We start from the raw sequence: 20,363 nt of genomic DNA on the forward strand, positions 1-20,363 counted from the left end.
GTGCGGGCCGCCGGATGGCACAGACGCCGGATCGTGCGGACCCCCGGGAGCGGCCGGCGCAGCCGGTGCCGGCGGAGCAGCCGCCTGAGCCGGTCTCCGTGCTGGCCGGTGGCGCTCACGACCCAGTCGCCGAGCCGTCGGGTGGGCCGCGTGAGCCGGTTTCGGCGCCGACCGCCGGTCCACGTCTTCCGCCCGTGCAGGCGGCGGCGGGCGACGGACTGCCGTCGGCAACTCCGCAACTACTCGACCATTCGTCGCTGCCCGTGTCACCGAGCGGATCTTCCGCTGAGACCGCGCCTATCGGCCCCCACCCATCGCCACCTTCACCTCCCTCAGCGGGTTCCCCTTTCGAGGTCCCAGGCGGGCGCCCGACCGAATTGCCAACGCCGAGTGGCGGTGGCACGCATGGCCCCGGCGACGGCGGTCCGCCAGGTGGACACCCGCCCGAAGGGCCACCCGGGGATCCCAGTGGGCATGGCGACGGCGATGGGGGTCCGCCGAGAGAGGACAAGCACCATCCGCCCGGCCACGACACCAACGGCGAGCCGCAAGCAGGTGATGGCTTCGTCGGACCGTATCCGCTGCCGCCCCCGGAGCTTCTTACCCCGCCTCCGGATGGAGCATTTTTCTGGTCGGGCAGAACTTCCGATGGCGTCGGCATCGGGCCATCATCAGCCGGCGGAAATGGATCGGCAGACCTGTTTGCAGCTTCACGCAGCGGGACCACATTGGAGGGCCTGCTGGAGCGAAATGGCATATCGCCACCGAAGTGGAGCTTTGACGACCCCGCAGCGGAGGCGTGGTGGTCGAAGGTCTCCGAAACATATGCTGCTAACGCTCGAGGTGAAGTCCACGCGGTTATCGGACCCAATCTTCGCCCCGGTGGTGTGTGGCAAGCGGTCGAGCTTCCACGACTCATGGACAATCCAAATGTCACCAGGATCGTGATCATCGATCCCGAAACCGGTGCTGAAACAACGATTTTCGAGCGATGAAGGAGCTGAGGATGGATCCGGCCGTCGTAAACGCCGCAATTGTCGTAGCCATCAGTGACACCGCGGTTCCTCATATCGACAAAGAAAAGTTGCTAGAGGTGTACGGGCAATCGCAAGCCGAATCGTTGATCGCGCGTGTTTCCGAATTGGTGCACGAAGCAGTTAGCATGCCGCTCGAATGGGGAGATATGACGCTAGCGGAAGGCGTTAACGACATCCTGCGGCGTTTCCATGAAAAGCATCCAGAACTGTCCCAGGAAGCCTTGCACGAGATCGGTCGATGCGTTGGATGGAACCTTCGTTAGCTGATATAGCAAGTCCGGGGCCGATCCAAGAATGAAACGAGCGAACTGAGGTCCAGCATTGAAGCATAAGTCCTGCTGTCTAGGGAAGAAGTACTAATGCAGTTTAACGACACTTATTTGTCACGTGAGGATAGATATGCGATCGGCATTGAGTCGCTGTCGGGACGCTATTACGCGTCGATACCCGTAAGCAATGGGATTGTGGACTACGACGAGTACTATGAGCTTACAATGAGCCAATTCGATCAATTCTTAGACGACAGAAAGGCGGCAATCGAATTCACTGAAGCTTGCCGTCTCCGTAAACATGACGATTTGCTCTTGCAGCCACCTGGAAATAATCGCGGGATTCCCGTTTAAATGCGTTCGGTTGCCGTTGGTCGGTCCGCTGCTAGGTCCCACCTAACCCGCGAGCTCCTACTCGCCCCGGTCCAAAAGATCCGACGACCCGAGCACCCGCTCGATCTGAACCTCGATGACCACGCGTCGTGGATTGGGGCGCGGGGTGCGGTAGCGCTGGGCGTATCGCAGCTCGGCGTCGCGCACGGCGTCGGGGTCGTTGTTGACCTTGGACCGGCCCTCCAGCGACAGCCACCGCGCGCCGTCCACCTGGCTGAGCACGGCCAGCCCGCCGCGATCGGCGTTGACCGCCTTCTGCGAACCCCCGGTGGTGATGACCCGCGCGATGTGCGTCTTGGGATCGAAGGTGAATCCGACCGCCACCACGTGCGGCGAATTGTCGGCTCGCAGCGTGGTCAGCATGGCCAAGTGCCGTTCCGACAGGAACGCCAGCGCATCGTCGGTGAGCCGGGTAGTGGTATTCGCCATCACCGCCCACGCTAGCGCAGGTGATAATCGCAGCCGTGGACGACACGGGCGCAGGTCCAGTACTGATCCTGGGTGGCCGCAGCGAGATCGGGATCGAACTGGCGCGACTGTTGGCGCCGGGCGCGACGGTCGTGCTGGCCGCCCGCCGCGCTGATCAACTCGCTGACCAGGTCGACGCGCTCAAACTCGCCGGGGCCGCGGCGGTCGACACCCGGGAATTCGATGCCGACGACCTGGCCTCGCATGGGCCGCTGGTCGCCTCGATCGTCGCCGAGCACGGTCCCATCGGCACCGCGGTCTTGGCGTTCGGCATCCTGGGCGACCAGGCCCGCGCCGAAATCGACGCCGCGCACGCCGTCGCCGTCGTGCACACCGACTACCTCGCCCAGGTCAGCCTGCTCACCCAGTTGGCCGCCGTGATGCGGAAAGCGGACAACGGCCGGCTGGTGGTGTTCTCCTCGATCGCCGGCGCACGCGTGCGTCGCGCCAACTACGTCTACGGTTCGGCCAAGGCCGGCCTGGACGGCTTCGCCAGCGGCTTGGCCGACGCGCTGCACGGCACCGGCGTCCGCCTGCTGATCGCCCGCCCGGGATTCGTCATCGGGCGCATGACGGAAGGCATGTCGCCCGCACCGTTGTCGAGCACACCCGCCCAAGTGGCCGCCGCGACCGCACGAGCGCTCGCAAAGGGCCGCCGCACGGTGTGGATCCCGTGGGCGCTCGGACCGGCGGCGGCCGTGATGCGCCTGCTGCCGCAGTTCATCTGGCGCAGGATGCCCCGATGATCCGCGCCGGCGACCATGCAGAGCGGCGCTCATGATCGTCGTGGTCGGCATCGGCGCCGACGGCATGCCCGGACTCGGCGAAGCGTCACGCACCGAACTCCGCAGGGCCGCAATCATTTACGGCTCCCAGCGGCAACTCGACCTTCTCGACGACACGGTGCCCGCGCCGCGACGACAATGGCCGTCGCCGATGATGCCCGCGCTGCAGACGTTGCTCGATGAGCACACGGGCGACGTGCACGTGGTGGCCAGCGGCGATCCGCTGCTGCACGGCATCGGCGGCACCCTGATCCGACTGCACGGCCGCGGCAACGTCAGGGTGCTGCCGCACGTGTCCTCGGTGACGCTGGCCTGCGCGCGAATGGGGTGGAACGTCCACGACACCGAGGTGATCAGCCTGGTCACCGCGCAGCCGCGCACCGCGGTGCGCCGCGGCGGCCAAGCGATCGTGCTGTCGCAGAACAAGTCCACGCCAAGCGAACTCGCCGCACTGCTCACCGCGCATGGCCGCGGCGAGTCCGAATTCACCGTCCTCGAACGCCTCGGCGGCCCAGACGAGCACCGCCGCGACGGCACCGCCCGCGACTGGGCCGGTGACCGAGACCTCGACGATCTCAACGTGATTGCCGTGCGCTACCTGCCCGACGACCGTGTCTCGCCACTACCCGACGACGCGTTCACCCACGACGGGCAGATCACCAAGCAGGGGATCCGCGCGGTGACGTTGGCCGCCCTGGCGCCGCGCCCGGGCGAGCGGTTGTGGGACATCGGCGCCGGCTCGGGCAGCATCAGCATCGAGTGGTGCCTGAGCGGGCGCGGTTGCAGCGCAGTGGTATTCGAGCGCGACGAGCGGCGCAGGCACAATCTCGACATCAATGCCGCGGCCTTCGGGGCCGACATCGAGGTGCGCGGCGAGGCTCCGGACGCATTCGCCGGCGCCGAGCCGCCGTCGGCGATCTTCCTCGGCGGCGGACTGACCCAGCCCGGTCTGCTCGACGCCTGCCTGGACAACCTGCCCGCCGGCGGACGGCTCGTCGTCAATGTGGTCACCACCGAATCGGAAGCCGTTCTGGCGCAAGCACATCAGCGCCTGGGCGGCCAGCTGCGACGCTTCCAGCATTATCACGGTGAGCCGCTGGGCGCATTCACCGGCTGGCGCCCGCAGTACCCGGTCACCCAGTGGGAGGTGACCAAGTGACCGTGTATTTCATCGGCGCCGGCCCGGGCGCGGCCGACCTCATCACCGTGCGCGGTCAGCGGCTCCTGCGATCCTGCCCGGTGTGCTTGTACGCCGGATCGATCATGCCCGACGACCTGCTTGCCCTGTGCCCGCCCGACGCGAAAGTCGTTGACACCGGCCCGCTGACGCTCGAGCAGATCATCACCGAACTCAGCGAGGCGCACGCCGCCGGCCACGACGTGGCGCGCCTGCATTCCGGTGACCCGTCGCTGTACAGCGCGCTCGCCGAGCAGTGCCGCCGGCTCGATGCCCTGGGCATCGACTATGAAATCGTGCCCGGGGTTCCGGCTTTCGCCGCCGCGGCGGCCGCGCTGAAGCGCGAGCTCACCGTCCCGGGGGTGGCGCAGACGGTGACGCTGACCCGGGTAGCGACCCTGTCGACGGCCATGCCGCCCGGCGAAGACCTGAAGACCCTGGCCCGGTCCGGCGCAACCCTGGTCCTGCATCTGGCCGCCGCCCAGATCGACACCATCGTTCCGCAACTGCTCGAAGGCGGCTACCGCGCCGAGACACCCGCGGCCGTCGTGGCTTTCGCCAGCTGGCCGCAAGAGGCGGTGCTGCGCGGCACGCTGGCCGACATCGCCGAGCAGATGCATCGGACCGGCATCACCAAGACCGCGGTGATCGTCGTCGGCGACGCGCTGACCGCCGGGGGATTCACCGACAGCTACCTGTACTCGACCGGGCGGGCGCGGGGGAGCCGGCACTGATGCGCGTCCTGCTGCTCGGCGGCACCGGCGAGGCGCGCGCCCTGGCCAAAGCGCTGCATCCCCGCATCGACATCGTCAGCTCCCTGGCCGGCCGGGTGCCCGACCCTGCCCTGCCGGTCGGACCGGTGCGCATCGGGGGGTTCGGCGGCGTCGACGGGCTACGGCGCTGGCTGCACGACGAACGCATCGACGCCGTCGTCGACGCCACCCACCCGTTCGCGGCCACCATGGCGGCGCACGCCGCCGCCGCCTGCGCCGAATTGCGGATACCTCACCTGATCCTGGCGCGCCCCGCCTGGGACCCGGGCCCCGCTATCGTCGTCGATTCGGACACCGATGCCGCTGAAACCGTTGCCCGGCAAGGCTATTCGCGGGTGTTTCTGACCACCGGGCGCTCGGGCGTGTGGGCCTTCGCCGGCAGCGACGCGTGGTTTCTGATCCGTGCGGTCACCGACCCCGACCCTTCGGCATTGCCGCGCCGTCACCGGGTGGTGCTCTCCCGCGGACCGTATGGCTACGACGACGAGTTCGCGCTGCTGCGTGACCACCGCATCGACGCGCTGGTCACCAAGAACAGCGGCGGGGACATGACCCGCGCGAAGCTGGATGCCGCGGCGGCACTGAACGTTGCGGTGGTGATGGTGGCGCGCCCGCCGCTACCGGCCGGCGTGTCGACCGTCGGCACGGTGGCCGAGGCCGCCGAATGGGTTGGCGCGCTACAGGGTTCGCGCTAGCCGGTTAGGTGGCCGCGCTCGCCGTCGGCCAGCAGCGCGTCGCGGGCGCGCGCGACGCGGGAACGAATGGTGCCCACCGGGCAACCGCAGACCGCGGCGGCGTCGGCGTAGGGCAGGCCGAGCAGTTGGGTGAGCAAAAGCGCTTCGCGCTGTTCGGCGTTGAGGTTGGCGATCATGGTGGTCACCTCGACCAGGTCCTCGAACCCGCGGGCGTGCCGGTCCGCGCGCACCACGTGCTCGGGATCGGCACCCATGGCCGCGCGGGGCCGCGACTGCAGGTGGCGAATGTGGTCGGCCACCACGCGGCGCGCGATCGAGAGCAGCCAGGTCCGCGCGCTCGAACGCCCGGAGAACCGCTCGATGGCGCCGATGGCGCGCAGAAAGGTCTCTTGGGTCAGATCGTCGGCGCTGCCCGAATCTGAGAGATAGGCGACGAACCGCCACACGTCTTGCTGGGTGGCCTTGATGAACGACTCGAGCGCTCGCGCGTTTCCGCGCGCGGCTGACAACGCGAGCTCGGTTACGGCCTCGTCATCGCTCGGCGCGATCATGCCCAACCACCTTTGTTGTGCGAGTTTTCCGATTCTACGACGGCCCGTCGTAGACGATGCGGTGGGGTCGATGGCGGCATGGTTGATGGGCCGCAGATGCCCACGCCGCCGACCGCTGGGTGAGTCCGCCGCCCAGGCGGGAAAGTGTGCGTCGTCCGAAGCATCCGAGCCGCGCCGGCGGTGCGAGCCCACCCGTTCCCGCGCCACCAGCAACGCGAACGCCAAGCCCAACAACAGGGGCATGTGGCTGGCGATGCGGGTGGCGGTCACCTCGCCGGCGAAGGCGTCGACGATGACATAGCCCAGCAGCGCAACGGAATAGACACCGGTGATGGCCGCCACTCCCGAGGCCGAGGCGGGCCAGACACCGGCCGCGATCATCGCCAGACCCAACGCCAGCAACCAGGCCGTCGACTCGTGCATCAGGTGCTCACCGGACATCGCGCCGTGCATATGCTCGGACACCATGCCGAAATCGATTCCGCTGATTTGGGCGGCGGCGATCGCCACCTGGAAAAGGCCGACCGCGATCAGGCCCCAGCGCCGGTAGTGCGACCGCAGCCAGCGCATCCGGGCCTGATGTCCGGTGGCCTGCTCGCCGATGCTCGCCATGATCTTGTCGACCAGGTCGGGGCCCTCGCCGGGCGTCACCGAAGCCAGCCGGCGCGTCTGCACCGCCGCACCGATCAACCAGGAGCGGCAGCTGCGGCAGGATTCGAGGTGGGCGTCGACTTGCTGCGCGAGGACTTGGGGACGCTCGCCGTCCAATCGAGCCGACAGCGCTTCGCGCGCAATCTCACACCGCATCCCTGCATCGTTGCGCATGGCCCGGCCCCGCGCAAAGACTCGCCACATTTGGCCCCGGAACGAAATTGCGGGGAACTAAACGGCGGCGGCAACCGACCTCTGGTCGTACGCATCGCCAGCCCACCCACGAGATGCACCGAAGAGGTATTCGTGTCCTTGCCCGAAGGCCCCCGACGATGACCGCCCCGATCTGGATCGCGTTTCCGCCCGAAGTGCACTCGACACTGCTCAGTAGCGGCCCCGGCCCCGCGCCGCTGCTGGCCGCCGCCACCGCGTGGACGTCGCTGAGCACCGACTACGCGACCGCGGCAGCCGAGCTCAGCGGAGTGCTGGGGGCGGTGCAGGCGGGCTCGTGGGACGGCCCCAGCGCGGACCAGTACGTGGCCGCACACGCCCCCTATCAGGCCTGGCTGCTGGAAAGCGCGGCCAAGAGCACGACGGCCGCGGCCCTGCACGAGACCGCGGCCACCGCCTACACCACCGCCCTGGCCGCCATGCCGACGCTGGGCGAGCTCGCTGCCAACCATGCCGTGCACGGGGCGTTGGTCGCCACGAACTTCTTCGGGATCAACACCATTCCGATCGCCGTCAACGAGGCCGACTACGCGCGGATGTGGGTGCAGGCCGCCACGACGATGACCACCTACCAGGCCGTCAGCGAATCGGCGCTGGCGGCGGTCCCCGCGACGACGCCCGCGCCGACCATCGTCGTACCGGGCGGCGAGGCCGCCACCGCCGGCGTCGCGGCGGTACAGGCGGCCGCCGTCGCGCCGGCCGCGAGTTCCGGCTCCAACCTCAACGACGCCGACACCTCGAGCGCCCAGCAGCAGGCGGCGACGCAGACCTATCCGTCGTGGATGGACCAGCTCACCCAGTGGCTGCAGCAGTACACCCAGAACTTCGCGTGGCCGGTGTCCAAGGACCTCAACCCCGGTGGGTGGCCGTTCCCGCCGGTGCCGTGGGTCAACAGCCTCGCCTCGTTCTTCGGCCAGTTGGGGCTCTCGCCGGCCCTGTCGACCGCGCTGGGCTGGGCCATCTTCCACACGCTGATGATCTTCTGGCCGTTCATTCAGCTCGCGATCCAGATGGCGGTGGTGCTCGCCCCGGTTGTCGTGGCCGCCATCGGCGCGGCCGCCGCGGGCGGGGTGGCCGCGGCGGTCACCGCGATCAGCGTCGTGGTCCCGCTCTCGACGCCCGCGCCCCTGCCGGCGGTCGCGGCGGCGCCCGCGCCGGTCATCGCCCCGACGCCGACGATCGCCACCGCGCCGGCGAGCGTGAGCCACGTGCCCACCCCGTCCACCGCGCCCGCGACGACCGTTGCCGGATCGGCGGGCGGGGGACCGGTGGGCGGCGGGCCCGGCGTCGGCTTCGGTCCCACGGCGACCGACGGCATCGGAGCGAACGCGTTCAACGCCCTGTACGCCGTGGGGCTTTCGGGACTGTCGGCGCGCGGCAGCGCGAGCAGCCGGTCTCGGCGCAAGTCGGAGGAACCGTCGTCCGACGACCTCGACACGCCCGCCGCCGCGGCCGCGGCCGCCGACGCCAAGAAGAAGGCGCGGGCCCGCCGGCGCCGCGGCGGCACCGCCACCGAGCGCGCCTACCGCTATGAGTTCATGGAGATGGACGAGGGGACGACTCCGGCTGGCGACGCCGAAGACCCGTACGCCGCCCGCCCTTCCGAGGACAGTGCGGGACCGCTCGGATTCGCCGGCGCCGCAACCAAACCCGATGCCGCGCAAGCCACCGGGCTGGCCACGCTGACGCGCGACGGGCTGAGCGACGGCCCCACCCTGCCGATGATGCCGAGTACCTGGGATCGCGACTAGCCGGCGTTTCAGGCCTGGTAACGCCGCGGTGTGAAGACCCGGTCGGTGGAATCGTGTGAGTACCACTGGGTTTGGGACGATCCGACGATCAGCAGGCAGCGCATGTCGATCTCGGTGGGCTCGAGATCGGCCAGCCTGACCACGCGGACGTCTTCGTCCGGGCCGGAGACGTTGCGGCCGACCACCACCGGGGTGCCGGGTTCGCGGTGGGCCAGCAAGATGTCGCGCATCGCCCCGACCTGCCAGGTCCGCGACTTGGAAGCCGGGTTGTAGATCGCCAGCACCAGGTCGGCGGCCGCGGCGGCCTGCAGTCGCGCGGAGATCACCTCCCACGGCTTGAGGCGGTCCGACAGCGAGATCACCGCGTAGTCGTGCCCCAAGGGCGCGCCGACCCGGCTGGCGACGGCCTGGGCCGCTGTCATCGCCGGAATCACCCGCACCTGCACGCCCGGCCATTCCTTGGCCTCTTCCAGCACCGCCGTCGCCATCGCGAACACGCCCGGGTCGCCCGAGGACACCACCGCCACGGCGCGGCCCTGTTCGGCCAGCGCGCAGGCCAGGCGGGCCCGCTCGGGCTCGTCACGGTTATCGCTGGGGTGACGCTGCTGGCCGTCGCGCGCCGGGACGCGGCTCAGGTAGCCGCCGTAGCCGATCAGGTCGGTCGCCGCCGCGAGCTCACGGCGGGTCTGCGGCGTCATCCAATCCATGTCGCCGGGGCCCAGACCCACCACCGTGACGCTGCCGACGGCGGCAGCGCGCCGGCCGCGCTGCCCGCCCGGCAGGATGGCCAGTGAGAAGTACGGGACGCCGGCCTCGTCGACGTCGGCGGCGGGCAGGATGCGTTGCGAAGCGGTGCTGGCCCGCTCCACATAGAACGCGTCGTCAAGTTGTCCTGACGTCGAAAGAGCTTCCCGCACAGCGTGATACGAACGGCCGAGCTTGAGTACGACGGCGGCGTCGGCGTCGGCGAGCCGTCGGGTCAGCTCTTCGACCGGCAGCGTGCCCGGCAACACCGACAACACCTCGTCGCCGGCCACCAATGGCGTGGCGATGGCCGCCGAGGCGGCGCTCACCGACGTCACGCCCGGCACGATGACCGCGTCGAACCGCTCCGTCAGCCGGGTGTGCAGATGCATGTAGGAGCTGTAGAACAGCGGATCGCCCTCGGCCAGCAGGGCCACATTGCGACCGGCCGCCAGATGCGCCGCGATGCGCTCGGTGGCCTCGACGTAGAAGTCCTCGATCGCACCGGCATAGCCGCCGGGATGGTCGGTCGTCTCGGTGGTGACCGGATAGACCAGGTGCTCTTCGATCTGGCCGGGCCGCAGGTACGGTTCGGCGATGCCGCGCGCGATGCTGCGGCCGTGCCGGGCGCTGTGGTAGGCCACCACGTCGGCCTCGCCGATCACCCGGGCGGCCTTGACGGTCACCAATTCCGGGTCACCGGGCCCCAGCCCGACGCCCCACAGTGTGCCCCTGTCGGCGCTTTGCGCGGTGCCCGCCGCGGTCACTCGCGGTCGCTCGCGATCGCGTTGACGGCCGCGGCCGCCATGGCGCTGCCGCCCCGGCGGCCCCGCACCACCAGATACGACGTCCCGCGGGGGTTGGCGATGAGCTCCTGCTTGGACTGCGCCGACCCGACGAAACCCACCGGTCCGCCCAACACCCCGGCCGGTGGGGCCAGCCCGTCGTCGATCAGCTCGAGCAGCCGGAACAGCGCGGTCGGGGCGTTGCCGATGGCCAGCACCGCGCCGGGCAGCCGGTCCGCCCACAGCTCCACGCCGGCCGCCGAACGAGTGGTCTGCCGGCGCGCGGCCAACTCGGCCGCCCGGGGATCGGCCACCAGGGACACCACCTGGTTGTCGGCCGGCAACCGCGCCGCGGTGATGCCGGCGGCCACCATCGACGAATCGCACAGCACGGGAGCGCCGCCGCGTAGGGCGGCGCCGACCCGGTCGACGACGTCGTCGGTGAACGCGATGTGCTCGGCCACGTCGACCTGCCCGCAGGTGTGGATCAGCCGGACCACCACCCGTGCCACATCGGCGGGGAATCGCGCCAGATCGGCTTCGGCGCGGATCGTCGCGAACGACTGGCGATAGATCTCCGCCGCGTCGCGGATGTAGTCGAGCACCCGCCCACTTTAAGGCTCTCCCGCGTGGTGACCCGCCGCACCCGGCTACAGGCGCCGGTATCCGTCCGAGGTGGCCACCAGCACGTCACCGGTGAGCGGACTGCCACACGCCCGGTCGCAGCCGACGAAGTGACGGTGCACCCCCGAATCGGGATCCAGCGACCGCGCGGCGTCGGCCCGCACATCGGCGGCCGACCGCGCGCAGCCGGGGCTGCCGGTGCAGGCGCTGACGCTCAGCCAAGGCGAGTTCTCGTCGAACACCAGGCCCAAGGGCGCCAGGACGCGCAGCGCGACGTCGGCGACCTCTTCGGCAAGATCGCACACCAGCACCGAGCGCCACGGCGTGATCACCAGCGGCGCCTCGATCGCCGCCAGGTACTCCGCGACGCGCGCCGGCAGCACGCCGAGCGGCACCGCGGCGCCCAGCGTCACCCGGCCGTCGTCCTGGCCGATCCAGCCCACCGGCGCCTTGGTGACGGCCGGGAACGAGGGGGCGCGCGGCTTGGCACCGGGCACCAGCCGTCGTAGGTCGTCCAATTCCTGGACGCGCCAAGCGGTTTCGCGAATATCGAGGAACCGCATCGCGAGCGCGACGAGCGTGTCGATCACCTCGTCGTGCGCCAGCCGGACACCGGTGTCGCGTCCGGCCAGCAGCAGCGCGCAGCCGTCGGGAAAGGCGTGCACGCCCACGTCGGCGCGCAGCCCGGAGACGTCGGCCCGCCCGTCGTCCAGGCCGAACCAGAATCGACCGCCCAGCTCGGCGAGCCGGGGCTTGCCGCAGATCGCGGCGTCGAGTTCGCCGACCCAGCGCCGGACATCGAGATGGCCGCCGGAGCGTCCGGACAGCGGTGAGGCGACGATATTGCGGACCCGCTCGTGCGTCGCCGACGGCAACAGCCCCGCGGCGGCGAGCGCCTCGCCGACCGCTTGGACGTCGGTCAGCCCACGCAACTGCACATTGCCCCGAGCGGTCAGCTCGAGCGTTCCCGAACCCGATGCGGTGGAGACGGCGGCCAGCGCGGCCAGTTGGGCGGCGGTGATCATGCCGCCGGGTAGCCGGATCCGGGCCAGCGCACCGTCGGCCGCCTGGTGCACCTGCAGCGCACCCGGGCATGCGTCGGTGTCGCGCGTCCTGGCCACCCGTCCACGGTACGGCCCCGAGCGTCACACGCCGGTCGGGATTGCCTTCAGCCAGACGTAAACCCTTACCCGGGCCCCCGTCCGCGCCTTAGCGTCGGCACAGTGAGCATTGCCACCGCGCTCGATGCTGCCTCGAGCAAGCCGGCCGGCGCCCCAGCCGGCGGGGCTAGCGGGCTGTGGGCGCGCCGCAAATGGGAAATCGTGCGCGTCGTGTCGCCGCTGGCGTTGTTGGCGCTGTGGCAGCTGGGCAGCGCGATAGGCATCATCCCCGCCGACGTGCTGCCGGCCCCCTCGCTGATCCTCGAGGCCGGCGTGGAGGTGACCCGCAATGGGCAGCTCGGCGACGCGCTGCACATCTCGTCCGTCCGTGTCGTCGAGGGGCTGCTGCTGGGCGGGGTCATCGGAATCGTGGCGGGCGCGGCGGTCGGCCTGTCCCGCTGGGTCGAATCGACCGTGGACCCGCCCATGCAGATGATCCGGGCGCTGCCGCACCTGGGGCTGATCCCGCTGTTCATCCTGTGGTTCGGGATCGGCGAGCTGCCCAAGGTGTTGCTCGTCGCGCTGGGCGTGGTCTTCCCGCTCTACCTCAACACCTTTTCGGCGATCCGCCAGGTCGACCCCAAGATGCTGGAAACCGCTCAGGTGCTGGGCTTTTCGTTCACTCAGCGGTTCACCCGGATCATCGTGCCCAGCACCGCGCCGCAGGTGCTCGTCGGCTTGCGCCAGTCGCTGGCCATCGGGTGGTTGACGCTGATCGTCGCCGAGCAGATCAACGCCGACAAGGGAATCGGCTTCCTGATCAACAATGCCCGCGATTTCCTGCGGATCGACATCATCATCTTCGGGCTGACCATCTACGCCCTGCTCGGCATCATCACCGACGCGATCGTCCGGCTCATCGAGCGCCGCACGCTGCGCTACCGACAGTGAAAGGTCCCGGCTTGACTCTCACCGCTGAATCGGACGCCACCACCCGCGGGCGGACCGACATCGCCGGCGAACTGCGCAACGTCGACAAGTGGTACGGAAACCGGCAGGTACTCAACGACGTTTCGGTGCGCGTGAAGAGCGGCGAGATCGTCGCCCTGCTCGGGCGCAGCGGCTCGGGCAAGTCGACGGTCCTGCGGGTGCTCGCCGGGCTGTCGCGCGATCACAGTGGGCAACGCGTGGTGTCCGGCGCGCCGGCGCTGGCGTTCCAGGAGCCGCGCCTTTTTCCGTGGCGCGACGTGCGCACCAACGTCGGCTACGGCCTGACCCGCAGCCGCCTCCCGCGCCAGCAGGTGCGGGAGCGCGCCGAGCGCGCGCTGGCCGACGTCGGGCTGGCCGACCACGCCGGCGCCTGGCCGCTGACCCTGTCCGGCGGTCAGGCGCAACGTGTTTCGCTGGCCCGGGCGCTGGTCGCCGAACCGCGACTGCTGCTGCTCGACGAACCGTTCGGCGCGCTCGACGCGCTGACCCGGTTGACGATGCACACATTGCTACTGGATCTGTGGCGCCGCCACGGGTTCGGGGTGTTGCTGATCACGCACGACGTCGACGAAGCGGTGGCGCTGGCCGATCGCGTGCTGGTGCTCGAGGAAGGCCGTGTCATCCACACGCTGACCGTCGACGATCCGCGCCGCGCGCCCGGTGACCCCGGCCCGCACACCGAGCAGCACCGCGCGGAGTTGCTGGATCGCCTCGGGGTGCGCCTGTGAGCAAGTGGTTTCGTCGCGCTGGCCGCGACGGTCGGATTGCTGTCGGCCGGAAGTGTTTCGCGCACGGCCGGTTTGGGGCCCACGCCGCCACTGGGCGCCCGCAGTAGCCCAAAACTATTGGGCCGCAGCGGGATTAAATTCACCGGTGGCCGTTGTGGCGACCCGCAGGTCTGCCAACTGGGTGGGCCGCCGGATTCAATGAGGCGGCGCCGAAGCCTCGCCCCTGACTCCAAGGATTGAACACGCGTCAGTATGGGCATCCTGGTGCCCGTGAGAACGCTGGAATACGCCCCGGGTCGACTGGCCGATGTCTTCGGCGAACCGGCACCATCCACGATCCTGCTCTGGCACGGGGCGCAAACCGATGCCCGGGCGGCCGTCGGCCCGCTGGCCGGCATGCTGGCCGGGCGCGCCGCGGTGGTGGTCGCGCCCGACTGGAACTCCCATGCCGACGACGGCGGGCGCGCGGACCTGTTGGCGTCGCTGGAATTCGCCCGCAACCTCGCCACCGACGCCGCGCGCATCCTGCTCGTCGGGTGGTCAATGGGTGGTGCGGCCGCGGCGGGGGTGACGCTGCACGCCGCGCGGCTCGACTTCGCTCCCGCGCACACGGTTTGCCTCGCCGGAGCCTTCATGGTCCCCGATCCGATCTTCGGTGCCTCCCTGCCCGACGTCCTGAACGGCGCCGAAATCGGTTCACCGTTCACGTTGCTGCACGGCGTCGACGACGACGTCGTCCCCGTCGACGCGAGCAGAAACTTCGCCGCCCGCCTGGAGCGGGTGGGCTGGCCGGTGGAATTGGTAGAGCTGGCGGCCGATCACGGCTCGATCGCCGGCGCCGACTACGACGCCCTCGCGGACCGCTACGAACCGGCCAAAGACGGACCGGCGCGGATCGTCGCCCAACAGGTTGCCGACCGGATCGCGGCGATGCTGGGCGGTTGAGCGGTGCGGTCGCGGCCCAGTAGGTGCGGGCGCGCCCCGTTGCGGTACGAATGATGGGTGGCTGAGCCGACCATCCTGCTGCTGTCGACCTCCGATACGGACCTGATCAGCGCCCGTTCCAGCGGGAAAAACTATCGGTGGGCCAACCCGTCTCGGCTGTCCGAATCCGAACTGCTCGACCTGCTGGCCGACGCCGCCGTCGTGGTGGTGCGGATCCTGGGCGGCTACCGCGCCTGGCAGAGCGGCATCGACGCGGTGATCGCCAGCGGGGTGCCCACGGTATTGGTCAGCGGCGAGCAGGCCGCCGACGCCGAGCTGACCCGCCTGTCCACGCTCGCGGCCGGCATCGCGGTGCAGGCGCACATCTATCTAGCCCATGGCGGCGTCGACAACCTGCGCCAGCTGCACGCCTTCCTGTCGGACACGGTGCTGATGACCGGGTTCGGGTTCACCCCGCCGGTCGTGGCGCCGACGTGGGGCGAGCTACCGCGGCCGAACACCGAAGACGTCGACGGCCCGACGATCGCGGTGCTGTATTACCGAGCGCAGCACCTGGCCGGCAACACCGGCTACGTCGAGGCGCTCTGTCGGGCCATCGAGGACGCCGGCGCGCGCCCGATGCCGATCTACTGCGCGTCGCTGCGCACCGCGGAACCCGAACTGCTGCAACGGTTGGGTGCCGCCGACGCCATGGTGGTCACCGTGCTGGCCGCCGGGGGACTGAAGCCGGCCACCGTGTCCGCCGGCGGGGATGACGACAGCTGGAACGTCGAACACCTTGCCAGCCTGGATATCCCGATCCTGCAGGGATTGTGCCTGACCAGCCCGCGCGCCTCGTGGCGCGAGAACGATGACGGCCTGAGCCCGCTCGACGTGGCCAGTCAGGTCGCGGTGCCCGAATTCGACGGCCGCATTATCACGGTGCCGTTCTCCTTCAAGGAAATCGACGAAGACGGGCTGATCTCCTATGTCGCCGACGCGGAACGCTGCGCCCGCGTCGCGGGACTGGCGGTGCGGCACGCACAGCTGCGCCACGTCGCCCCGGCGGATAAGCGGGTCGCCCTGGTGTTCTCGGCCTATCCGACCAAGCACGCCCGGATCGGCAACGCGGTCGGCCTGGACACGCCGGCGAGCGCCGTGGCGCTGCTGCAGGCGATGCGCGAGCACGGCTACCGGGTGGGTGAGCTGCCCGGCGTCGAGGCCAACGACGGCGACGCCCTGATCCACGCGCTGATCGAGCGGGGCGGACAGGACCCCGACTGGCTCACCGAAGGGCAGCTGGCCGGAAATCCGATTCGGATGTCCGCCAAAGACTATCGTGAATGGTTCGCGACCCTGCCCACCGAATTCACCGATGCCGTCACCGAGCACTGGGGCCCGGCGCCCGGGAATCTCTTCGTGGACCGCAGCAACGACCCCGACGGCGAAATCGTGATCGCCGCACTGCAATCGGACAACCTGGTGCTGATGGTGCAGCCGCCCCGCGGTTTCGGGGAGAACCCCGTCGCCATCTACCACGACCCGGACCTGCCGCCCAGCCACCACTACCTGGCCGCCTACCACTGGCTGGACGCCGGCTTCGGCTCGCACGCGGTGGTGCACCTGGGCAAGCACGGCAACCTGGAATGGCTGCCCGGCAAGACGCTGGGTATGTCGGCGGCCTGCGGGCCCGACGCCGCGCTGGGCAACCTGCCGATGATCTACCCGTTCCTGGTCAACGATCCCGGCGAGGGCACCCAGGCCAAACGGCGCGCGCACGCCGTCCTGGTCGACCACCTCATCCCGCCGATGGCGCGCGCCGAATCCTACGGCGACATCGCGCGTTTGGAGCAGCTGCTCGACGAGCACGCCAACGTCGCCGCGCTGGATCCCGGCAAGTTGCCCGCCATCCGCCAGCAGATCTGGACGCTGATGCGGGCCGCGAAGATGGACCACGACCTCGGTCTCACCGAACGTCCCGAGGAAGATTCCTTCGACGACATGCTGCTGCACGTCGATGGCTGGCTGTGCGAGATCAAGGACGTCCAGATCCGCGACGGCCTGCACATCCTGGGCCAAAAGCCCACGGGGGAGGCCGAACTGGACCTGGTGCTGGCGATTTTGCGGGCACGCCAACTGTTCGGTGGCGAGCACACCCTGCCCGGGCTGCGGCAGGTCCTCGGTCTGGCCGAGGACGGCACCGACGACCGGTCCGCGGTCGACCGAACCGAGGCCGTGGCCCGCGAACTCGTTGCCGCGCTACAGGCGGCGGGCTGGGAGGCCGATGCGGTCGAACGGATCACCGACAATGCCGAAGTCGCCGCGGTGCTGCGCTTCGCGGCCACCGAAGTGGTGCCACGGCTGGCCGGCACCGCCGCCGAGATCGAGCAGGTGCTGCGCGCCCTGGACGGCCGGTTCATCCCGGCCGGCCCGTCGGGCTCGCCGCTGCGCGGCCTGGTCAACGTGCTGCCCACCGGCCGCAACTTCTACTCGGTCGACCCCAAAGCGGTGCCGTCCCGGCTGGCCTGGGAAGCCGGTGTGGCGCTGGCCGATTCGCTGCTCACCCGCTACCGCAACGACCACGGGCGGTGGCCACAGTCGGTCGGGCTGTCGGTCTGGGGCACCTCGGCCATGCGCACCGCCGGTGACGACATCGCCGAAGTCCTTGCCCTACTGGGCGTTCGACTGGTGTGGGACGACGCGTCGCGGCGCGTCGTCGACCTGGCACCGATTCCGCTAGCCGAGCTGGGCCGCCCGCGCATCGACGTGACGGTCCGCATCTCCGGCTTCTTCCGGGACGCCTTCCCGCATGTCGTGACCATGCTCGATGACGCGGTACGGCTGGTCGCCGACCTCGACGAGCCCGCCGAAGACAACTACGTACGTGCGCACGCCCAAGCCGACCTGGCCCAGCATGGCGATCAACGTCGTTCCACCACAAGGATTTTCGGATCCAAGCCGGGCACCTACGGCGCCGGGTTGCTGCAGCTGATTGACAGCCGCAACTGGCGGGACGACGCCGATTTGGCCGCGGTGTACACCGCGTGGGGCGGCTTCGCCTACGGCCGCGACCTGGATGGCCGCGAGGCCGTCGACGACATGAACCGCCAGTACCGGCGCATCGCGGTGGCCGCCAAGAACACCGACACCCGCGAACACGACATCGCCGACTCCGACGACTACTTCCAGTACCACGGCGGGATGGTGGCCACCGTGCGCGCGCTGACCGGCCAGGAGCCGGCCGCCTACATCGGCGACAACACCCGGCCCGACGCGATCCGCACCCGCACCCTGTCGGAGGAGACCACCCGGGTGTTCCGCGCGCGGGTGGTCAATCCGCGCTGGATGGCGGCGATGCGCCGGCACGGATACAAGGGCGCGTTCGAGATGGCGGCGACCGTGGACTACCTGTTCGGTTATGACGCCACCGCCGGAGTGATGGCCGACTGGATGTACGAACAGCTCACCGAGCGCTACGTGCTGGACCCGGAGAACCGGAAGTTCATGTCGGAGTCCAACCCGTGGGCGCTGCACGGCATGGCCGAGCGGCTGCTCGAGGCGGCCGGGCGGGGCATGTGGGCGGCGCCGCAGCCGGAGACCTTGGACGGGCTGCGGCAGGCGCTGCTGGAAACCGAGGGCGATCTGGAAGGCTGACTTCCGCGTAGGCGCGGCGTAGGTTGACACCGTGACGCCAACGTTCGCCGACCTCGCCAAGACGCAGTACATCCTGCTGACCACCTTCACCAAGGACGGCAGGCCCAAGCCGACGCCGATCTGGGCGGCCCTGGACAAGCAGCGCGGCGACCGACTTCTGGTCATCACGCAGGAAAAGTCGTGGAAGGTCAAGCGAATCCGCAATACCCCGCGGGTCACGCTGGCCACCTGCACCATGAACGGTCGCCCCACCAGCGAGGCCGTCGAGGGAACCGCGGCCATCCTGGACAAGTCGGAAACGGCCGCCGTCTACGACGCGATCGGCAAGCGTTACGGCATCGTCGGCAAGGTGTTCAACTTCGTCAGCAAGCTACGCGGCGGCATGGACAACAATGTCGGCCTCGAGCTGAAGGTGGCCTGAAACCACCGCGTCATGGCGACGGTGCTGATCCCGATCCCGGACCGCGACTTCGACCCCACCGAGGTCGCCGTCACCTGGAAGGTGCTGACCCGAAGCGGCCACCGGGTGGTCTTCGCTACCGAAACCGGCATGCCCGGGGAGGCCGACGACATCATGCTGACGGGGCGTGGACTGGACCTCTGGTCCGCGCTGCCGGTGCTGGGCGCCGTCGCGCTGATCGGGCTGGCGTTGCGCGCCGATAAGGCGGGGCGCGATGCCTATCGGGATATGTTGCGCTGCAATGAGTTTCAGCGCCCGATTGCCTGGTCTCAGGCCACCTTCGACGGTGTCGATGCGCTGGTGTTGCCGGGCGGGCACCGTGCGCGCGGGATGCGCAGCTACATCGACAGCGACATTCTGCACCGGCTCGTCGTGGCGGCGTCCGCCCGCGGACTTGTGGTGGGCGCCATCTGTCACGGTGTGCTGCTGGCCGCGCGCAGCGTCGATCCCGGCACCGGTCGCTCGGTCCTTCACGGGCGCAAGACGACGGCGCTGACGTGGGCAATGGAGCGGTTGGCCTGGCGGCTCACCCGGTTCACCCGGTTCTGGGATCGCAACTATTACCGGACGTATACCGAGGACCCGGGCCAAGCCGAAGGCTACATGTCGGTGCAGTCCGAAGTCACACGGGCACTTGAAGATCCGGCCGATTTCCGGGACGTCTCCCGCGGATCGCCGAACTGGCGGCGCAAGACCTCGGGACTGCTGCGCGACACGCCGACCGACTCGCGGGCCGCTTTCGTCGTCGACGACGGGGACTATGTGTCGGCGCGCTGGCCCGGCGACACCCACACGTTCGCCACGGTCTTGTCGCAGAAGCTCACCGCGGCCCGCTGACGGCTACGTCGCGGCGCCCGTGCCCAGATGCTCGCCGAAGAATGCGAACACCCGGCGCCACGCGTCTTCGGTGGCGTCGCGGTCGTAGCCGAATCCCGCGATGCGAAGCAGCGGTTGGCCGGGCAGCTCGTTGGCGAAGCTGTGCCCGGCGCCGGGGTAGGTCTTTACATCGGCGGTGATGTTCTTGGCGGCGATCGCCTTGTTCAGCTTTTCGGGCGCACCCCGCCCCAGCGGGTCCCGGCCGCCGAAGCTCGCCACCACCGGGCACGCGCCGTCCAGCGTCTTGTCGAGGTTGCGCGGCAGGGGAGTGCCGTAGAACGGTGCGGAAGCGTCGAAACCCTTGGGGGACATGACAAGAGCAAACTGGCCGCCCATGCAGAAGCCCGCGACACCGACCTGCCCGGAGCACTCCGGCATGGCCTGCAGGTGGTCCCGCGCGGACAGGATGTCGTCCAGGGCGCGGCCGCGCTGCGTCTGCAGCTCCTTCATGACGCGCGTGATGCAGCGGATGCGGCCACCGCGGGCATACAGGTTCGGGGTGACGGCCAGATATCCGGCCGCGGCGATGCGGTCGTTGATCGACTGCTTGTCTCGCCCGTAGCCGATCGCGTCGTGGATCACCACCACACCCGGCCACGGTCCTTGCCCCGACGGCGTGCTCAGTAACGCATCGATCGGTCCGTCGGGGGTATCGATCTGAATCGTGGTCATAGCGTCATCTAACTGCAATCGCACC

General features: G+C 69.6%; 18 protein-coding genes and 1 pseudogene. 12 read left to right on the forward strand and 7 right to left on the reverse strand.

Translation table 11 applies throughout. From position 1 onward, the window contains the following. The first annotated feature begins 1,006 nt into the window (after nucleotides 1–1,006). Nucleotides 1,007–1,300, forward strand: a complete 294-nt coding sequence (locus tag A5624_RS14305) for a hypothetical protein (RefSeq protein WP_066867234.1) — start codon at nucleotides 1,007–1,009, stop codon at nucleotides 1,298–1,300. A 417-nt stretch (nucleotides 1,301–1,717) separates the two neighbouring features. Here the strand turns inward: A5624_RS14305 and A5624_RS14310 are convergent, their stop codons facing one another. Then, nucleotides 1,718–2,128: a F420-dependent biliverdin reductase gene (locus A5624_RS14310; RefSeq protein WP_066867196.1), complete on the reverse strand. Its 411-nt coding sequence runs from the start codon at nucleotides 2,126–2,128 to the stop codon at nucleotides 1,718–1,720. A gap of 35 nt (nucleotides 2,129–2,163) precedes the next feature. Here A5624_RS14310 and A5624_RS14315 point away from each other — a divergent pair, with 35 nt between their 5' ends. From A5624_RS14315 to A5624_RS14330, 4 genes are read left to right on the forward strand one after another with little or no spacing between them, the layout of a single operon-like run. After that, complete coding sequence (locus A5624_RS14315) at nucleotides 2,164–2,913, forward strand: SDR family NAD(P)-dependent oxidoreductase (RefSeq protein ID WP_066867198.1); 750 nt, start codon at nucleotides 2,164–2,166, stop codon at nucleotides 2,911–2,913. A 31-nt stretch (nucleotides 2,914–2,944) separates the two neighbouring features. Beyond that, on the forward strand, nucleotides 2,945–4,111 hold the full coding sequence (locus A5624_RS14320) for a bifunctional cobalt-precorrin-7 (C(5))-methyltransferase/cobalt-precorrin-6B (C(15))-methyltransferase (RefSeq protein ID WP_066867200.1): 1,167 nt from the start codon (nucleotides 2,945–2,947) through the stop codon (nucleotides 4,109–4,111). Further along, nucleotides 4,108–4,863 (forward strand): precorrin-4 C(11)-methyltransferase, encoded by a 756-nt coding sequence (cobM, locus tag A5624_RS14325; protein WP_066867201.1) that lies wholly within the window; start codon nucleotides 4,108–4,110, stop codon nucleotides 4,861–4,863. Before A5624_RS14320 ends, cobM begins: the two co-directional genes overlap by 4 nt. Next, nucleotides 4,860–5,597 (forward strand): cobalt-precorrin-6A reductase, encoded by a 738-nt coding sequence (locus A5624_RS14330; protein ID WP_197498089.1) that lies wholly within the window; start codon nucleotides 4,860–4,862, stop codon nucleotides 5,595–5,597. Before cobM ends, A5624_RS14330 begins: the two co-directional genes overlap by 4 nt. Here the strand turns inward: A5624_RS14330 and sigC are convergent. Together sigC and A5624_RS29280 are read right to left on the reverse strand one after the other, a co-directional pair. Next, on the reverse strand, nucleotides 5,594–6,148 hold the full coding sequence (sigC, locus tag A5624_RS29085; protein WP_231998251.1) for an RNA polymerase sigma factor SigC: 555 nt from the start codon (nucleotides 6,146–6,148) through the stop codon (nucleotides 5,594–5,596). The two genes, A5624_RS14330 and sigC, sit on opposite strands and share 4 nt — an antisense overlap. Before the next feature lie 114 nt (nucleotides 6,149–6,262). Next, nucleotides 6,263–7,003 (reverse strand): annotated as a pseudogene (locus A5624_RS29280) (DUF2275 domain-containing protein); the annotation flags it as partial. A 128-nt stretch (nucleotides 7,004–7,131) separates the two neighbouring features. On the opposite strand from A5624_RS29280, the gene A5624_RS14340 reads away from it, so the two are divergent. Further along, the gene (locus A5624_RS14340; RefSeq protein ID WP_066867207.1) at nucleotides 7,132–8,781 is read left to right on the forward strand and encodes a PPE family protein; all 1,650 of its coding nucleotides are present in this window, start codon (nucleotides 7,132–7,134) and stop codon (nucleotides 8,779–8,781) included. A gap of 8 nt (nucleotides 8,782–8,789) precedes the next feature. Here the strand turns inward: A5624_RS14340 and A5624_RS14345 are convergent, their stop codons facing one another. The 3 genes from A5624_RS14345 to cobG are packed head-to-tail and all read right to left on the reverse strand — an operon-like array spanning nucleotide 8,790 to nucleotide 12,055. Next, nucleotides 8,790–10,292 (reverse strand): precorrin-2 C(20)-methyltransferase, encoded by a 1,503-nt coding sequence (locus A5624_RS14345; protein ID WP_066867209.1) that lies wholly within the window; start codon nucleotides 10,290–10,292, stop codon nucleotides 8,790–8,792. Further along, nucleotides 10,289–10,915, reverse strand: a complete 627-nt coding sequence (locus A5624_RS14350) for a precorrin-8X methylmutase (protein ID WP_066867211.1) — start codon at nucleotides 10,913–10,915, stop codon at nucleotides 10,289–10,291. Before A5624_RS14350 ends, A5624_RS14345 begins: the two co-directional genes overlap by 4 nt. A gap of 45 nt (nucleotides 10,916–10,960) precedes the next feature. Then, entirely contained in the window at nucleotides 10,961–12,055 is a 1,095-nt protein-coding gene (cobG, locus tag A5624_RS14355; RefSeq protein ID WP_066867213.1) for a precorrin-3B synthase, read from the reverse strand. Nucleotides 12,056–12,157: 102 nt separating this feature from the next. Between cobG and A5624_RS14360 the strand changes: the two genes are divergently transcribed. From A5624_RS14360 to A5624_RS14385, 6 genes are all read left to right on the forward strand, one after another. Continuing rightward, nucleotides 12,158–12,985: an ABC transporter permease gene (locus A5624_RS14360; RefSeq protein ID WP_066867215.1), complete on the forward strand. Its 828-nt coding sequence runs from the start codon at nucleotides 12,158–12,160 to the stop codon at nucleotides 12,983–12,985. Between the two features lie 11 nt (nucleotides 12,986–12,996). Continuing rightward, entirely contained in the window at nucleotides 12,997–13,752 is a 756-nt protein-coding gene (locus A5624_RS14365; RefSeq protein ID WP_066867236.1) for an ABC transporter ATP-binding protein, read from the forward strand. A gap of 270 nt (nucleotides 13,753–14,022) precedes the next feature. Beyond that, nucleotides 14,023–14,697: a S9 family peptidase gene (locus tag A5624_RS14370; protein ID WP_156749013.1), complete on the forward strand. Its 675-nt coding sequence runs from the start codon at nucleotides 14,023–14,025 to the stop codon at nucleotides 14,695–14,697. 57 nt (nucleotides 14,698–14,754) lie between these two features. Then, nucleotides 14,755–18,330 carry a cobaltochelatase subunit CobN gene (gene cobN, locus A5624_RS14375; protein ID WP_066867219.1) on the forward strand — a complete coding sequence of 1,192 codons (3,576 nt, stop codon included), beginning with the start codon at nucleotides 14,755–14,757 and terminating at the stop codon, nucleotides 18,328–18,330. A gap of 31 nt (nucleotides 18,331–18,361) precedes the next feature. Then, on the forward strand, nucleotides 18,362–18,751 hold the full coding sequence (locus A5624_RS14380) for a PPOX class F420-dependent oxidoreductase (RefSeq protein WP_066867221.1): 390 nt from the start codon (nucleotides 18,362–18,364) through the stop codon (nucleotides 18,749–18,751). Nucleotides 18,752–18,763: 12 nt separating this feature from the next. After that, on the forward strand, nucleotides 18,764–19,627 hold the full coding sequence (locus tag A5624_RS14385; RefSeq protein WP_066867223.1) for a type 1 glutamine amidotransferase domain-containing protein: 864 nt from the start codon (nucleotides 18,764–18,766) through the stop codon (nucleotides 19,625–19,627). A 3-nt stretch (nucleotides 19,628–19,630) separates the two neighbouring features. On the opposite strand, the gene A5624_RS14390 is transcribed toward A5624_RS14385, so the two are convergent. Further along, a complete protein-coding gene (locus A5624_RS14390) occupies nucleotides 19,631–20,338 on the reverse strand; it encodes a dienelactone hydrolase family protein (protein ID WP_066867225.1) in 708 nt (235 codons plus the stop codon). Between the last annotated feature and the right edge of the window lie 25 nt (nucleotides 20,339–20,363).

This window comes from Mycobacterium sp. 1482292.6 (assembly GCF_001672995.1).
Classification (GTDB): Bacteria; Actinomycetota; Actinomycetes; order Mycobacteriales; family Mycobacteriaceae; genus Mycobacterium; species Mycobacterium europaeum_A.

Bases quoted from the DNA above. Each gene is read 5' to 3' on its own strand.
- A5624_RS14390 (WP_066867225.1), bottom strand. From the start codon at position 20,338: ATGACCACGATTCAGATCGATACCCCCGACGGACCGATCGATGCGTTA.
- A5624_RS14340 (WP_066867207.1), top strand. From the start codon at position 7,132: ATGACCGCCCCGATCTGGATCGCGTTTCCGCCCGAAGTGCACTCGACA.
- A5624_RS14305 (WP_066867234.1), top strand. From the start codon at position 1,007: ATGGATCCGGCCGTCGTAAACGCCGCAATTGTCGTAGCCATCAGTGAC.
- A5624_RS14310 (WP_066867196.1), bottom strand. From the start codon at position 2,128: ATGGCGAATACCACTACCCGGCTCACCGACGATGCGCTGGCGTTCCTG.
- sigC (WP_231998251.1), bottom strand. From the start codon at position 6,148: ATGATCGCGCCGAGCGATGACGAGGCCGTAACCGAGCTCGCGTTGTCA.
- A5624_RS14320 (WP_066867200.1), top strand. From the start codon at position 2,945: ATGATCGTCGTGGTCGGCATCGGCGCCGACGGCATGCCCGGACTCGGC.
- A5624_RS14385 (WP_066867223.1), top strand. From the start codon at position 18,764: ATGGCGACGGTGCTGATCCCGATCCCGGACCGCGACTTCGACCCCACC.